The following is a 14619-nucleotide window of genomic DNA, read 5'->3' as shown; positions in this document are numbered from 1 at the left end:
AACCGCTGCTCAGGAATGCGGTTTTAGCAGGTCGTGGACCCGGATCCCGGGTGTGCGGCCCGGCGCGGCGAAGCGCAGCAACCGGGCGCCGGCGCTCGTCAGCGCGTCGATGTCCTTTGTGGAGATACGTTGGTACGGCTCGATATCCAGCGTCACCTCACCGGCGGTCTTCGTGATTTTCCAGGTGCCACGGACGAAACCGCCGACGAGTACGGTCCCCGGGAACACCCCGTTGGGCACGCCGAACACCCGTTTCCGTGCGTCGGCGCTCAGCACGCGCGTGCGATCGGCATGGGACAACAGCAAGTTGTCGAACTCGGCGATGAACCGCGGCGGCGCGGGCGTGTCCGGATCCGGCCGTGGCGCGTCCGGCAGATCGAAGAGTTCGCGGCCGTCCTTGTCGGCGAAGGTCGTCAGCTCAGGGCGTAACCGGTCGACCACTTCACTCAGCCGGGTCAAGCCGCTCCAGGCCTGGACGTCGTTGACGGTCGCGGGCCCGAACGCGGCGAGATACCGGCGCACCAACTCGTCGAGCCGGGCGCGGGTGTCGAGCGGCCGGCCGAGCCAGTCCTCCGCGGTGGCAAACGTCGGCTGCCCGCTGCGGCCCCACACCGCTCGTGGCGGAATCTGCACCAGCGGTAGCAAGCCGCGCGCGGCATGGGCGAGCGCGGCCGGCGGGCAGTCCGGATGAAGTTCGGCGAGAAGCTTGCCGAGTTCGGCCCCAGTACAAGGTTTTTCGGCGAGCACGGCCCGTGCGTCCTTCGCCAGTGTCGCCAGATCGACATCCGCCAGCGCGCGGGCGTACGACTGGTTGGTCTTCAGATCGCGGTCGAGAATCGGCTGTACGAGCGGGCGCAGGAACGAGCAGTCGCCGGCCGTCACGAGATGCACGGTGCCGCGCATCAGTGCGATCCGGACCACTGATCGATCGATAAGCAGTTGTGAAAGATTCTCGGGAGCGAAACCGTGCAGCCGGGACCACAGCCCGAAATACGGCGGGAATGGCGCCTGCGCCTGCATTCCGCACAGGTGCGAGACGACGTCGAGTGGTGAACTTTTCACTCGGCGCAGCAGGAACTGCCGTGCGAGGAGCGCGCGGTTGAGTGCCCGGGTACCGAGAACCTTCATGCCGGCACGCTACGACCACCCACCGACAATTTCCGTCGTCGAAACATCTCGTTAGCACCGGTAGCCCTTTCGGGCGGCGTGAATGTGACCTGGAACACAACTGACGGGTCTACCCAGTGGTAAGCCCTAGAAGTGATGGCATGCAAAAGGGGCACTCCGCGGTTCTGACCGGGCTCGGCGCCTGGCTGCCGCCGCGAGTGGTGGACAACGACGCACTCTCGCAACGGCTGGACACTTCCGACGAATGGATTCGCACCCGCACGGGCATTCGGGAGCGGCGCATAGCCGACCCGGATACGTCCACAGTGGACATGGCTGTGCAGGCGGGTGCCAACGCGCTGCGCAGCGCTGGTTCCGACTTGGTGGACGCCGTCGTCCTCGCCACCTCCACGCCCGACTACGTGTGCCCGGCCAGCGCCCCGCAGGTCGCGTCCGCGCTGGGGCTGAGCGGGATCGCCGCCTTCGACGTGAACGCCGTGTGCACCGGCTTCGTGTACGCGCTGGCGACGGGCGGCGGGCTCATCGCGGGCGGGATGGCGGACCGGGTGCTCGTCATCGGCGCCGACGTGTTCAGCCGGCTGTGCGATCCGGCCGACCGCGGCACGGTGCCGATCTTCGGTGACGGCGCGGGCGCGGTCGTGTTGCGCCGCGGGCTCGCCGACGAGCCGGGTGCGCTCGGCCCGTTCGACCTGCACAGCGAAGGGGACAACGCCGATCTGCTGATCGTGCCCGCCGGCGGTGCGAAGCAGCGCGAGTCGGACGACCCGCGCGACCATTACGTGACGATGCACGGCCAGGCGATCTTCCGGCACGCGTGCGCCCGGATGGCCGAGTCGGCGCGCGCGGTGCTGGAGCGCGCGGGCCTGGAAATCGACGACGTGGACCGGTTCGTGGCGCACCAGGCGAACATCCGCATCCTGCTGGCCACCGCGAAGCAGCTCAAGCTGCCCGAGGACCGGGTGGTCGCGAACATCGGCCACGCCGGCAACACCAGCGCCGCCTCGATCCCGCTCGCCCTCGCCGACGCGTGCGAGGACGGCAGCCTGCAGCCGGGCCACCGGGTCCTGCTGACCGCCTTCGGCGCCGGCCTCACCTGGGGTTCCACCCTCCTGACCTGGCCCGACGTCAAGCCCGGCTGAGGTCGCCCGGTTCCGCGGTCGTCCAGGTCACGGTCGGCTCGTCGCGGCCGCGTAGCCGGAGTTTCCGGTACGGCGACCACTGCTCGCGCTCGCCCGTGGTGCTCGCCACGACGACGGCGTCGCTGGCGAGGATGCGGCCCGGCACCTTCTTCGCGTGCTCCGTCAGCCGGGCCGCCTCGTTCACCGCGTCGCCGATGACCGTGTACTCCAGGCGGCTCCGGGTGCCCAGCTGACCGGCGAACACCATCCCGCTCGCGACGCCGATCCCCAGGTCCAGCTCACCGGCCGCGCGCACGGCGTCGCGGATCGTGCGGGCCGCGGACAGCGCCGCCGTCTGCGCGTCGGCCAGCACCGTGGGTGCGCCGAAAACGCACAAGGCCGCGTCACCCTGGAACTTGTTGAGCAGGCCGCCTCGCGCGTCGACGGCCGTGACGACGCTCGCGAACAGCCGGTTCAGCTTGCGCACGATCTCTTCCGGCGGGGTCCGGTTCGCCAGCGCCGTCGAGTCCACCACGTCGACGAACAGCGCCGTCACCGCACGGACATCGCCGGACAGCGAGATGCCGTGCTCGATCGCGTGCCGGGCGACGTCGTCGCCGACGTGCCGGCCGAACAGGTCGCGCATCCGGTCCCGTTCCCGCAACCCGGCGACCATGGTGTTCACCGACACCTGCAGCTGACCGATCTCGCTGGCGTCGTCGACCTGCACCGCGACATCCGTCCGCCCGCGCGCGACCTGGTCGAGCGCGCCGCGCATCCGGTTCAGCGGCGAGGCGACCGCCCGCGCCAGCAACCCGGTGCCCACCGCGCCGCACAGCAGCCCGACGATCGCCAGCATGATCAGGCTCGCCTGGTCGTCGGCGTGCCGGAGATCCGGCGGCGCGGCGACGATGAACACGCCCAGCAGCGGGACGCCGCTGCCCACCGCCCAGGTCAGCGCCAGCCGGGTCCGCACGGTGACCGACGCGGCGTGCTCGGGCGGGGTGACCTCGAGCGCGGCGGTCAGGATCGGGCGGCCGACCCACTCCGCGGCCAGGTACGTCAGCCCGACCGTGAGCAGCCCGCCGGCGCCGATTGTGAGCGTCACCGCGAGCGCGTCCAGCCAGGACGCGAGGATCGGCGTGATTCCGCCCAGCAGCACCGTTCCGCCGAGCCACAGGCTGCCGCTGACCAACGCCAGATGCGCGGGCAGCCGCAGCGCCCGCCGCGCCTCGGCGGCGGTCGGGCGCCGGGCCGCGGCGAACCAGATCGCGGTGCGCCGGTGCAGGAACGCCGTCCACAGTGAACCGACGATCACCGACACGGCGACATAACCGGCCGCGACGAGCACGAAAGCCAGGTTGTGCCGGCCCATGTCGGCGGGAAGTCCTTGCAGCACCAGCAACAGCGCGACGGCCGCGGCGCCGCACACACTCGAACCGACGCCGAGCACCACGAACCCGAGCGCGGTGCGCAGCGCGACGCGCAATCTCGTGAACCGCGTGGGCCTGCGCACCCCGTGATCGTATTTCAGCGTTGTTCCCGGACCACCTCGTCCGCCGGCTTGTCGTCGCGCACACCGGTGAACCGCGGGTGCCGCAGCCTGCCGTCGGCCGTCCACTCGGAGAACCGGACCTGCACGACCAGTTCCGGTCGTACCCAGCGCGGCCCCCGTTCCGGCACGTCATCGTCGAACGGCGAGCGATCGCGCCGCAGTTCGCCGAGTGTGCCGGACAGCTCGCGCAGGGTCGCCTCGGTGTAGCCGGTGCCGACCTTGCCGGCGTACCGCAGCCTGCCCTGGTCGTAGTAGCCCACGAGGAGCGCGCCGAAACCACTGCGCGAACCACCGGGCGCCGTATAGCCGCCGACCACGAACTCCTGGTCCTTCACGCATTTGAACTTCAGCCAGTCGGCGCTGCGGCCCGCCCGGTACGGCGCGTCGGCGCGTTTCGCGATCAGGCCCTCCCAGCCGTGCGCGCACGCGTAGGCGAAGTACCGTTCGCCGTCGGTGTTGCGGTGGTTCGAGTAGCGCAGCGGGTCGGTCCAGTCGAAAGCGTTGCGCAGCAACTGTTTCCGCTGCCGCAGCGGCAGCGGGGTGGCGTCGGCGTGGCCGAACACGAGAAGGTCGAACAGGTAGTAGTACACGTGCACGCCGGTCGCTTCGATCCGGATCGGATCGGTGAGGTGCAGGCGGTGCTGGAGCTTGGCGAAGCTGGTCCGGGTGCCGTCGAACGCGACGATCTCGCCGTCGGCCACGAAATGCGAGCCGCCGTGCGCGGCCAGCGCTTCGACGATTTCCGGGTATGAGTCGTTGATGACGTGGTGGTTGCGCGACCACAGCGTCGGGGTGCCGCCGGCCCGGGAGCAGATCGCGCGGATTCCGTCGAGCTTGCGTTCGAACACCCAGTTCTCGCTCGAAAACCGGCGTTGCGTCAGCGTCGCGAGCTCGGGCTCACGCCAGCCGGGCTCGACCTCCATGATCATCGGAACCCCCCGCTGGTCAGGGTGACAGTACATCCTCGTCCTGCTCGGTGAGCCCCTCGCGAAGCCGCTCCAGGGTCCGCGCGAGCAGCCGCGACACGTGCATCTGGGAGACGCCGATGCGCTCCGCGATCTGGGTCTGGGTCATGTTGTGCACGAACCGCAGCCCGAGGATTTTGCGTTCACGCTCGGGTAACTCCTGGATCAGGGGCTGCAGTGCCTCGTGGTTCTCGACCCCTTCCAGTGCCGCGTCTTCCTCGCCGAGCGTGTCGCCCAGCGCCAGGTTTTCGGTGTCGCCGGAAAGCACCTCATCGAGTGACATCGAGTGGTAGGCGTTGCCGGCTTCCAGCCCCGCGAACACCTCGTCCTGGCTGATGTCCAGATGCGCGGCGATCTCGCTCGGGGTCGGCGCCCGGCCCAGCCGCTGCGCGAGCTCCGTGTTCGCGGTCGAGATCGACAGGTGCAGCTCCTTGAGCCGCCGCGGCACCCGGACCAGCCAGCCGGTGTCCCGGAAATGCCGCCTGACCTCGCCCATCACGGTCGGCACCGCGAACGACAGGAAATCCGAGCCCCGGCTCGCGTCGAACCGGTCGACGGCGTTGATCAACCCGACCGTGGCCACCTGGACCAGGTCCTCCTTCGCGACGCCCCGGCCGGAGAAGCGCTGCGCGATGTGTTCGGCCAAGGGCAAATGCCCAGTCACCAGTTCGTCCCGGAGTGCGGCCCGGCGCCCGTCCTTCTGGTCGAGGGCCGCCAGCTCCTCGAAGAGCGGAGCGAGATGCTGGTATTCGTGGGACGAAGTGGGCTCGGCTGGAGCGCCGGTCACGCGTCCACCACGACCCGCCGTTTGGTCAGCTCGATGTCGATCTGGTGGCCGGCCTGCCCGTTGGAGGTGACCCGGCTGTCCACCGAGTCGGTCAATGTGGTCAGTACCCGCCAGCCGAAGGACTTCGTGCTGGGCGAGCTGTCGCTGTCCGAGTGCACCGTGCCGGTGAACGTGAGCTCGTCGTCGGACACGGTGAACAGGCAGCGCATGGTGCTGCCCGGGATCGCCCTGGTGATCAGCGTCGAGCAGGCCTCGTCGACCGCCAGCCGCAGGTCGGCGATGGCGTCGAGGTCGAAGTCGGCGCGGGTGGCGATCGTCGCCACCACCGAACGCACGATCGGCAGGTGAACCAGGTCGGCACCGAGCCGCAGCTCGATGTCGTCGTGTGCGTCGAGAGGCGGGGATTGCCTGTCTGCCACTTTCACCTCGCCGTAGTTCCGTGGATACCGCTGCGCACCCATGATGCCTCGATCGTCGGCCGCATGGCGGCGTGGTACCCGTTGCCAGCCTGTGCGAAACGTGTTGTTCGATGGGGGACATGAGCTGGTGGCACGCGCTGATCATCGCGCTGGCCGGCGTGTGGGCGGGCACCATCAACGCGGTCGTCGGGTCCGGCACGCTCGTCACGTTCCCGGTCCTGGTCGCGCTCGGCTATCCGCCACTGGTCGCGACCACCTCGAACGCGCTCGGGCTGGCGCCGGGCACCATCAGCGGCGCCATCGGGTACCGGCACGAACTGGCGGGGCAGGGCCGCCGGCTCGCGCGCTACGCGATCCCGTCGTTCCTCGGCGCGGTCGGCGGCACGGTGCTGCTGTTGTCCTTGCCGCCCAACGCTTTCGAGACGATCGTGCCGGTGCTCGTCGGGCTCGCGGTGGTGCTGGTGATCATCCAGCCGTGGGTGTCGACGTGGATCGCGAAACGCCGTGAACGCTCCGATACGACGACGGACCACGGCGGTCCACTGCTGCTGTTCCTGATCTTTCTCGTCGGTATCTACGGCGGCTACTTCACGGCCGCGCAGGGCGTCATGCTGATGGCGTTCATGGGCATGCTGCTGACCGATTCCCTGCAACGGCTCAACGGCATCAAGAACGTCCTGGCGGCGGTGGTCAACATCGTCGCCGGCGGGATCTACGCGTTCATCGCGCCGATCAACTGGCCGGTCGCCGTGCTGCTCGCGGTCGGCTCCACCGTCGGCGGGCAGCTGGGCGCCAAGATCGGCCGGCGCCTGCCGCCCACCGTGCTGCGCGGCGTGATCGTCGTGGTCGGGATCGCGGCGATTGTTCAGCTGCTCCTGCGGTAGCTGCGGGCAGCGTGCAGGAACAGGTCGTTCTCCTCGGGGTGGCTGATCGTGACGCGCACCCCGTCCGGCTGGAAGGCCCGCACCACGACCTTGTTGGCCAGTGTGTGCTCGGAGAACTCGAAAGCCTTGTCGCCCAACGGCAACCAGACGAAGTTCGCCTGCGAGTCGGGCACCTCGTAGCCGGCCGCGATCAGCTCGCCGCGCACCCGATCCCGTTCCGCCGCAATGGTTTCGCAGCGGGCGAGCAGCTCGTCCTCCGCGTCGAGCGAGGCCATCGCGGCGGTCTGCGCGAGCGCGTTGACGCTGAAGGGTACGTACACCTTCCGCAGCGCGTCGGCGATCTGCTTCGGGCCGGCGAAGTAGCCGACGCGCAGCCCGGCCAGCCCGTAGGCCTTCGAGAAGGTACGCAGGACCGCGACGTTGTCCCGGGTGCGCACGTAGTCGAGCCCGTCGGGCACCTCGGGATCGCTGACGAACTCCCGGTACGCCTCGTCCAGCACCACGAGCACGTCCGACGGCACCTTGTCCAGGAACGCGTCCAGCTCCGCGCGCCGGTTCGCCGTGGCGGTCGGGTTGTTCGGGTTGCACACGATGATCACGCGGGTGCGCGGGGTGATCGCGGCGGCCATCGCGTCGAGATCGTGCGTGTGCGTCTCGTCCAGCGGCACCTTGATCGGGTTCGCGCACGCGATCCCCGTCGCGATCGGGTACGTCTCGAACGACCGCCACGCGAACACCACGTCATCGCCCGGGGCGCACATCGCGTGCATCAGCTGATGGCACAAGGAGACCGAACCGCAGCCGACCGCCACCTGCCCGGGCGGCAGGCCCATCTTGTCCGCGAGCCGCGCGGCGAGCTTGCCGACGGTCGGGTCCGGGTAGCGGTTGAGGTTCGTGACGGCGTCGACGATCGCCCGCGCGACGCTGGGCAGCGGGCCGTCCGGGGTCTCGTTGCTGGACAGCTTGATCGCGCCGGGCACCGTCCTCCCCGCGACGTAGTCGGGCAGTGTTTCCAGGTCGACGCGCGGCCGCACGGGCATTACTGTGCTCCTTCTGGGCGAAACTTCTGGTGTCACCGTAACCCGTGGCCTCGGCTGGAGTTCATGTTGACTTCTGTTCACTCCGAGGTGGTTGAGTAGGGAGATGATGCAGACGCACACCGAAGACTATGAGCGCGAGGATGGCCGCGCGATCGAGTTGACCTACGCCGAACCCGAGAACGTCGTGCGCGGCGGGCTCGTCGTACTCCATGAGGCCGAAGGGGTCACGGACGGTGTGCGCCTGCTGATCGCGAGTCTCGCGAGCGAAGGCTGGCTCGCCGTCGCACCGCATCTGGACGGGATTCCGTCGCGTGAGGACATTCTCGCCGCGACGGACATCACGCTGGCCTGGCTGGTGGACCACGGGGTGCAGGCGGATCTGCTGGGCGTCGTCGGGTTCGATCTCGGTGGTACGGCGGCGCTCGTCGTCGCCTCGAACCGCAAGCTCGGTGCGGCGGTCAGTGTCGGCGGGCAGGGCGGCAAGGAGCTGCCCGCGCTGGTCGAGATCGCGGGCAAGCTGACCAGCCCGTGGCTGGGGATCTACGGCGACGCCGGGGACGAGCTGGGCGCGGCCGAGGTCGAGCAGTTGCGCGAAGCGGCGGCGACGGCCGGCGTGGTCAGCAACGTGGTCCGTTATCCCGGTGCCAACCACCGGTTCGACGCCGATCCGAAGGCTGCCGTGGAGGCCTGGCAGCGCACGCTGAGCTGGTTCGACGCACACCTGCGCTGAACGTAAAGTCGGCGTGTGAGCGAACCAGGCGTCCCCGAAGTGCTGTGGCGGCCCTCCCCGGAACAGGTCGCTTCGAGCAGGGTCCAGGCGTTCCGGGAATGGTTGCGCGAGCGGCACGACGTGCCGCTCGGGAGCTACGACGACCTGTGGCGGTTCTCGGTCGGCGATCCGGCCGGGTTCTGGGGCGGGGTCACGGAGTTCCTCGGCGTGCGCTGGCACGAGCGGCCGGAGACGGTGCTCGCGGACGCGCGCATGCCGGGCGCGAAGTGGTTTCCCGGCGGCACGCTGAACTACGCCGAGCACGCCTTGTCGTCCGGTGTCGCGGGAGCGGCGAAGGGTGACGGCGAGCTTGCCGTGATCTTCCGGCGTGAGGACGGCATCGAGGCCACGCTCACGTACGGCGAGCTGCGGAGCCAGGTCGGCGCGGCGCGGGCCGCGCTGGCCGAACTCGGTGTGGGCAAAGGGGATCGGGTCGTCGCGCTGGCGCCGAACTGCCCGCAGACGCTGGTCGCCTTCCTCGCCACGGCGAGCCTCGGCGCGATCTGGTCGTCGTGCTCGCCGGACTTCGGCGTGCGTGCGGTGGCCGACCGGTTCACCCAGATCGAGCCGAAGGTGTTCATCGCCGTCAACGGCTATGTCTACAACGGACGGTCGTTCGACATCCGGTCCACAGTGGACAGGCTGCGGGCGGACATCCCGTCCGTGGCGGCGACGGTGCTCATCGACTACGTCGGTGGCGCGCTCGACGGTGCGCTCGACTGGGACGCGTTGCTGGCCGGGCACGCGGGCGCGGACCTGGCGTTCGAGCCGGTGCCGTTCGACCATCCACTGTGGGTGCTGTACTCCTCGGGCACGACGGGCCTGCCGAAGGGCATCGTGCACGGGCACGGCGGCATCGTCGTCGAACATCTGAAAGCGCTTTCACTCCAGTCGGACCTCGGCCCCGGTGACCGGTTCTTCTGGTTCACCACCACCGGCTGGATGATGTGGAACTTCCTCGTCGGCGGGCTGCTGATGGGCACCACGATCGTGCTGTTCGACGGCAGCCCGGGACAGCCGGACCTCGGCGCGCTGTGGCGGCTCGCCGACGAGAGGAAGATCACCTACTTCGGCACGTCCGCGCCGTTCATCCAGAGCTGCCTCAAGGCACACCTCGAACCCGGCACCGAGTACGATCTTTCGTCGTTGCGCGCGATCGGGTCGACCGGATCGCCGTTGAGTGTCGAAGGCTTCCGCTGGATCGCCGAGAAGATCGGCAAGGACGTGCAGATCTGTTCCGTGTCGGGCGGTACCGACCTGTGTGCGGCGTTCGTCGGCGCCGCACCGGATGTGCCGATCTGGCTCGGTGAGCTGTCGTGCCGGGCGCTCGGCGCGCCGGTGGCGTCGTTCGACGACGCCGGGCACGAGATCGTCGAGGAGGTCGGCGAGCTCGTCGTCACCGGGCCGATGCCGTCAATGCCGGTGTACTTCTGGAACGACCCCGACGGCACGCGGCTGCGCGAGGCCTACTTCGACTACTACCCGGGCGTGTGGCGGCACGGCGACTGGATCCGGATCACCGAGCGTGGCTCCGCGGTGATCTACGGGCGCAGCGACTCGACGCTCAACCGTGGCGGTGTCCGGATGGGCACCGCCGAGTTCTACCGTGTGGTGGAGGGTTTCGACGAGATCGCCGACTCACTCGTCATCGACACGACGAGTGCCGGGAATACCCAGGGCGAGCTGCTGTGTTTCGTGGTGATGGCGCCGGGCGCGAGCCTCGCCGGCGTCGAACCGGAACTGCGCAAGGCGCTGCGGGCCGAGCTGTCGCCGCGGCATGTGCCGGACCGGTTCGTCGAGGTGGCTGCGGTGCCGCGGACGCTCAACGGTAAGAAGTGTGAAGTCCCGGTCAAGAGGATCCTGGCCGGGATGGCGCTGGACCGGGCGGTGAGCCGGGACGCGCTGGCCAACCCGGAGGCGTTGCAGCCCTTCGTCGAGTGGGCCGGGGGGCGCTAGACCGAAGAGGAGCGGGGTTGGTGGGGAGGCCGTTGACGGGGTATGCGCGCCCCGCGCTGTGGCGCCTGACGGGGGCGGCGTCGGTGGCGGCGATCACCTGGACCACGAGGCTGGTCGGGCTGGTCGCGGTGCTGTCGGTCGTGCTGCCCGCGGGGCGGCGCGGGATACGCGGGCAGGTCGCGGAGTGGCTGGAGCTGCCGCAGGACGCGACCACGGCCGCCGCGGCCGTGGTGCTGGTGACCGGGGTGCTGCTGATCCTGCTCGCGTCGGGGTTGCGGCGGCGCAAGCGCCGGGCGTGGCAGCTGGCGCTCGCGGCGAGCCTGCTGCTGGCGCTGTCGCATCTGGGGCTGCGGCACGTTTTCGGCGCCGGAATGGTGTCGGTCGCGCTGGCGGCGGCGCTGCTGCTGAACCGCCGGTACTTCATCGCGCTGCCGGACCCGGTGACCGGGAAATGGCGCGCCGCGCGGGTGTTCCTGCAGCTGGTGCTGGCCGGACTGGTGATCAACTTCGGGCTGCTGTCGTTCGCGCCGCGCAGCTTCCTCGAACCGCTGGACTGGCGGGGCCGGCTCGCGGACGCGGCGCTGTCGCTGTTCGGGGTCAGCGGGCCCGCGGTGTTCCATGTGATGTGGCTCGATGACCTGACGACCTCGGTCGGCGTCGTGTTCGGGCTCGGCGCGGTGCTGATCGCGGCGTATTTCCTGCTGCGCTCGGCCGAGCCGGCGCCGCACCCGACGGAAGCGGAGAAGGCGCGGCTGCGCGAGTTGCTGGAGCAGCACGGCGGGCGGGACTCCCTGGGTTACTTCGCTTTGCGGGACGACAAGTTCGCGGTGTTCTCGAAGACCGGCAAGGCGGCCGTGACGTATCGGGTGATCGCCGGCGCGGCGGTCGCGTCGGCCGATCCGCTGGGGGACAGCGAAGCCTGGCCGGGCGCGATCGAAGAGTTCCTCGAGGTGTGCCGGCGGCACGGCTGGGTGCCGGCGGCGATGGGCTGTTCGGAACTGGGCGCGACCGTGTGGGCGCGGTACCACCTGGATGTGTTGGAGATCGGCGACGAGGCCATCGTCGACGCGTCGGCGTTCACCCTCGACGGCCGGGCCATGCGCGGCGTGCGGCAAGCCGTGTCGCGGACGAAGCGGGCCGGGTACGAGGTGCGCGTGCGGCGGACGGAGGACCTGTCGCCCGGTGAGCTGGCGGAGTTGGAGGCGCTGGCCGCGAACTGGCGGGGCAGCGCGACGGAGCGGGGTTTCTCGATGGCGCTGGGGCGGATGGGGGATCCGGGCTCGGTGCTGGTGACGGCGGAGCAGGCGGGGCGGACGCGGGGCGTGCTGCAGTTCGTGCCGTGGGGGCCGGACGGGTTGTCGCTGGACGTGATGCGGCGGGACCGGGCCGCGGACAACGGCGTCAACGAGCTGATGATCTCGGAGCTGTTACTGGGGGCGCGGGACCACGGCGTCAGGTACGTCTCGCTGAACTTCGCGGCGTTCCGGAAGCTGCTGGAGGAGGGCCGGCGCATCGGGGCGGGCCCGGTCGCCCGGATCTCGGCGAAGGTGCTGGGCCTGGTGTCACACTGGATCCAGATCGAGTCGCTGTATCGGTTCAACGCGAAGTTCCAGCCGAACTGGGTGCCGAGGTTCCTGGTGTTCCCAGGCGTGCGTGAACTGCCGCGGGTCGGGGTGGCGGTCTTCGAAGCGGAGGGCCTCGGCGGGCGTTCACGCTGGCTGATGCGGATGCTGCAACGGTGAGGGGGTCCTTTGCCGTGGGGTTTCGGGGTTGTGTACGCTTTCTCAGCAGTGGTCATTGATCCCGGGAGGCTTCGCCTAGTCTGGTCTATGGCGCCGCACTGCTAATGCGGTTGGGGGTAACCCCCCCTCCCGGGTTCAAATCCCGGAGCCTCCGCTCAGCGCCGGCACGCCGGATGCTAAGTTGATAACTGAACACGCGCCCGTAGCTCAGCTGGATAGAGCATCTGACTACGGATCAGAAGGTCAGGGGTTCGAATCCCTTCGGGCGCACGTCTGGTTGAGACAGCAAGAAGCCCCCAGTCACCTGGGGGCTTCTTCATTTCCACAGTCTCATCCACAGCTGTTGCCAATGTGCTGCTCACGGGGATCCGAACGAGCGGCGAAGACGGAAGCCGAAGAAGAGCCTCACCCGACTGCAGTCCGAGGCTGACTCGTTGAAAGTCGCCCGGACCAAGTCGACCCGCCTGGTCGGCCGCCGGCCATGTCGACCGCAACTGCAAGGCCGCTGGCTGCACGGTGATCGAGTGTGGTCCGCAACAAGTGCGAGGGTACCCGGCCTCTACGGTCCGCCACGTGCGCGCGATCATCAGCGGCGCACTGAGCGCAGCGGTTCGCTGGAGCTGGATTCCCTACAACCCGGCGTCATCTGCTGACCGGTGACCACCGTCAGCTGGCGGTGGCCGGTGCGGGCGGCGTGGACATGATGGCCGACGCTGGGAACACACGGCCTCCCTGCGGCTACGCGACGACGACGAATCGGTGTTGGCCGACTACTACAAGCACGGCCGGCTCGTGGACGCCGGAACCCGCGAGCAGGCCGCGCACCTGTGCGCCGAGCTGCGCAACGAACTCGTCCGGCTCGGCAAGGTCGCCGAGACCGGGGTGCCGCTCGGGTTACAGGCCACCTACGCCGGGGTCGGCGACCTGGTCCAAGCCCGCAAAAACGGCTGGGAACTCGCGGGTTCGAGGGCAACGGCGAAGCACCGATCAACCGCAAGCAGTACCGCGTCCTCAATACCCGCGAGGACGGCGTGGGTGAGGTGATAGCCGAGCCGATCACCCTGCCCGGCTCATACGTCGGCGAGCACGTCACCCTCGGCTACGCCTCCACCATCCACAGTGGACAGGGCTTGACAGTGGACACCAGCCATGCCGTGGTGAGCGAGTCCACCGGGCAGGAAGCCCGGTACGTCGGGCTCACGCGCGGCCGGCACGGCAACACCGCGCACGTGGCCACGTTCGGGGTGCCGAAGGACGCGAACGGTATCCCGGAGCGGCAGGCTGAGCGGCCAGCAGCACCTGCTACTTCTCTCACGGTTTATTCGAACGCATGTTCTACTGATTGGGTCGGGCGGAGGGGGAAGCTCCGTCCGTTTGATTCGTCGGAGGACCACTGATCATGACTACCGCAGCAAGGGGCTCACGGAAGGCCGAGACGTACTGGAGCAGCTGCGGGTCGAAGTCGAGTTGGACGAGGCGCGTCGATAGCGCGTTGGGCCGGCTCGTGATGGAAGCGACGGATTGTTCGACCCCGGCCCTGGCCATTTCCGGTAGCTGTACAAAGTCGACGGCGCCGTACGATCGCTGAGCCTCGGGATCGTACGGCGGCTCTAGATCCACGGGAAACGGCAGCATCTTGCGCTTCAGCCATGCCTGGCCACCCCCGCCCCCGCCCGTTCGAGACACTCCAGTGCCGTCCGCAGGAAGCCTGCGAAGTCGACCGTCGGTTCCCAGTGCGCGTACGCCGTTTCGGCGGCGGCGAGGGCGACATTCAGCACCAGCGCTGATTCGAGCTCGTCGCCCGGTTTGGTGCGGGTGTCGACCCAGTCGCGGAGGTCACGGTAGAAGGGGTGGGTGCGGTCCAGGGTCCTCTCGGTCAGTGCGGGTGACTGAAGTTCGAGGCGCTTCATCGTCGTCAGGAACTCCGAGATCTGCTTCGCGAATTCCAGCAGCAGCACCACGAGCGAGTCCCACAGTGGCTCGTCGGCCGGGCGGTCGAACAGGGCCAGCCAGCGCTCGCGGTCACCTGGTTCGGGGTCGCGGAGTACGGCATCCTTGCTGGTGAAGTAGTTGAAGAACGTCGAACGGGACATGTTCGCCGCCGCCGCGATGTCTTCGACGCTGACCGCCTCGTAGCCGTGCCGGGCGAACAGGCGGTATGCCTCGGTGCGGAGTGTGCGCCACGCTTCCAGCTTCTTGCGCTCGCGCAGACCGAGCCGTTCCTCGTTCATGCGCATAACGGTACCGTCACCCAAA

Annotated in this window: 14 protein-coding genes and 2 tRNA genes; 9 read left to right on the top strand and 7 right to left on the bottom strand. The window is 69.1% G+C overall.

The annotated features are described in order from the left end of the window. Positions 1–9: 9 nt before the first annotated feature. Positions 10–1128, bottom strand: a complete 1119-nt coding sequence (locus LOZ83_RS09705; protein ID WP_236790016.1) for a winged helix DNA-binding domain-containing protein — start codon at positions 1126–1128, stop codon at positions 10–12. A gap of 140 nt (positions 1129–1268) precedes the next feature. Between LOZ83_RS09705 and LOZ83_RS09700 the strand changes: the two genes are divergently transcribed. Next, positions 1269–2267 (top strand): beta-ketoacyl-ACP synthase III, encoded by a 999-nt coding sequence (locus LOZ83_RS09700; protein ID WP_236790015.1) that lies wholly within the window; start codon positions 1269–1271, stop codon positions 2265–2267. Here the strand turns inward: LOZ83_RS09700 and LOZ83_RS09695 are convergent. Genes LOZ83_RS09695 through LOZ83_RS09680 form a run of 4 tightly spaced genes read right to left on the bottom strand, consistent with a single transcriptional unit; the run spans position 2254 to position 6014 of the window. Beyond that, on the bottom strand, positions 2254–3762 hold the full coding sequence (locus LOZ83_RS09695; RefSeq protein ID WP_236790014.1) for an adenylate/guanylate cyclase domain-containing protein: 1509 nt from the start codon (positions 3760–3762) through the stop codon (positions 2254–2256). The genes LOZ83_RS09700 and LOZ83_RS09695 overlap by 14 nt on opposite strands. 14 nt (positions 3763–3776) lie before the next feature. Next, the gene (gene ligD, locus LOZ83_RS09690; protein WP_236790013.1) at positions 3777–4730 is read right to left on the bottom strand and encodes a non-homologous end-joining DNA ligase; all 954 of its coding nucleotides are present in this window, start codon (positions 4728–4730) and stop codon (positions 3777–3779) included. A gap of 16 nt (positions 4731–4746) precedes the next feature. Further along, entirely contained in the window at positions 4747–5553 is an 807-nt protein-coding gene (locus LOZ83_RS09685) for a SigB/SigF/SigG family RNA polymerase sigma factor (protein ID WP_236790012.1), read from the bottom strand. Then, positions 5550–6014, bottom strand: coding sequence for an ATP-binding protein (locus LOZ83_RS09680; RefSeq protein ID WP_255823479.1), 465 nt, complete (start codon positions 6012–6014; stop codon positions 5550–5552). The genes LOZ83_RS09685 and LOZ83_RS09680 overlap by 4 nt, the downstream gene beginning before the upstream one ends. A gap of 77 nt (positions 6015–6091) precedes the next feature. On the opposite strand from LOZ83_RS09680, the gene LOZ83_RS09675 reads away from it, so the two are divergent. Beyond that, a complete protein-coding gene (locus LOZ83_RS09675) occupies positions 6092–6856 on the top strand; it encodes a sulfite exporter TauE/SafE family protein (protein ID WP_236790008.1) in 765 nt (254 codons plus the stop codon). Here the strand turns inward: LOZ83_RS09675 and hisC are convergent. Then, positions 6838–7896: a histidinol-phosphate transaminase gene (hisC, locus tag LOZ83_RS09670; protein ID WP_236790007.1), complete on the bottom strand. Its 1059-nt coding sequence runs from the start codon at positions 7894–7896 to the stop codon at positions 6838–6840. The two genes, LOZ83_RS09675 and hisC, sit on opposite strands and share 19 nt — an antisense overlap. A gap of 103 nt (positions 7897–7999) precedes the next feature. Between hisC and LOZ83_RS09665 the strand changes: the two genes are divergently transcribed. The 7 genes from LOZ83_RS09665 (at position 8000) to LOZ83_RS09635 (ending at position 13760) form a co-directional block, all read left to right on the top strand. Then, complete coding sequence (locus LOZ83_RS09665) at positions 8000–8626, top strand: dienelactone hydrolase family protein (RefSeq protein ID WP_236790005.1); 627 nt, start codon at positions 8000–8002, stop codon at positions 8624–8626. A gap of 15 nt (positions 8627–8641) precedes the next feature. Continuing rightward, positions 8642–10621, top strand: coding sequence for an acetoacetate--CoA ligase (locus tag LOZ83_RS09660; protein ID WP_236790003.1), 1980 nt, complete (start codon positions 8642–8644; stop codon positions 10619–10621). 65 nt (positions 10622–10686) lie between these two features. Beyond that, positions 10687–12363 (top strand): phosphatidylglycerol lysyltransferase domain-containing protein, encoded by a 1677-nt coding sequence (locus LOZ83_RS09655; RefSeq protein WP_255823652.1) that lies wholly within the window; start codon positions 10687–10689, stop codon positions 12361–12363. A 64-nt stretch (positions 12364–12427) separates the two neighbouring features. Continuing rightward, a tRNA-Ser gene (locus LOZ83_RS09650) sits at positions 12428–12517 on the top strand. Positions 12518–12559: 42 nt separating this feature from the next. Then, positions 12560–12633: transfer RNA gene (locus LOZ83_RS09645), tRNA-Arg, on the top strand. A gap of 489 nt (positions 12634–13122) precedes the next feature. Then, positions 13123–13407, top strand: coding sequence for a hypothetical protein (locus LOZ83_RS09640; RefSeq protein ID WP_236790000.1), 285 nt, complete (start codon positions 13123–13125; stop codon positions 13405–13407). Then, the gene (locus LOZ83_RS09635; RefSeq protein ID WP_236789999.1) at positions 13395–13760 is read left to right on the top strand and encodes a helicase C-terminal domain-containing protein; all 366 of its coding nucleotides are present in this window, start codon (positions 13395–13397) and stop codon (positions 13758–13760) included. The genes LOZ83_RS09640 and LOZ83_RS09635 overlap by 13 nt, the downstream gene beginning before the upstream one ends. A 246-nt stretch (positions 13761–14006) precedes the next feature. Here LOZ83_RS09635 and LOZ83_RS09630 read toward each other — a convergent pair whose 3' ends face one another. Next, positions 14007–14594, bottom strand: a complete 588-nt coding sequence (locus LOZ83_RS09630) for a TetR/AcrR family transcriptional regulator (protein WP_236789998.1) — start codon at positions 14592–14594, stop codon at positions 14007–14009. Positions 14595–14619 lie beyond the last annotated feature (25 nt).

It is taken from the genome of Amycolatopsis sp. GM8 (genome assembly GCF_021653975.1).
Classification (GTDB): domain Bacteria; phylum Actinomycetota; class Actinomycetes; order Mycobacteriales; family Pseudonocardiaceae; genus Amycolatopsis_E.
This window is presented reverse-complemented; position numbering and strand designations above follow the sequence as displayed.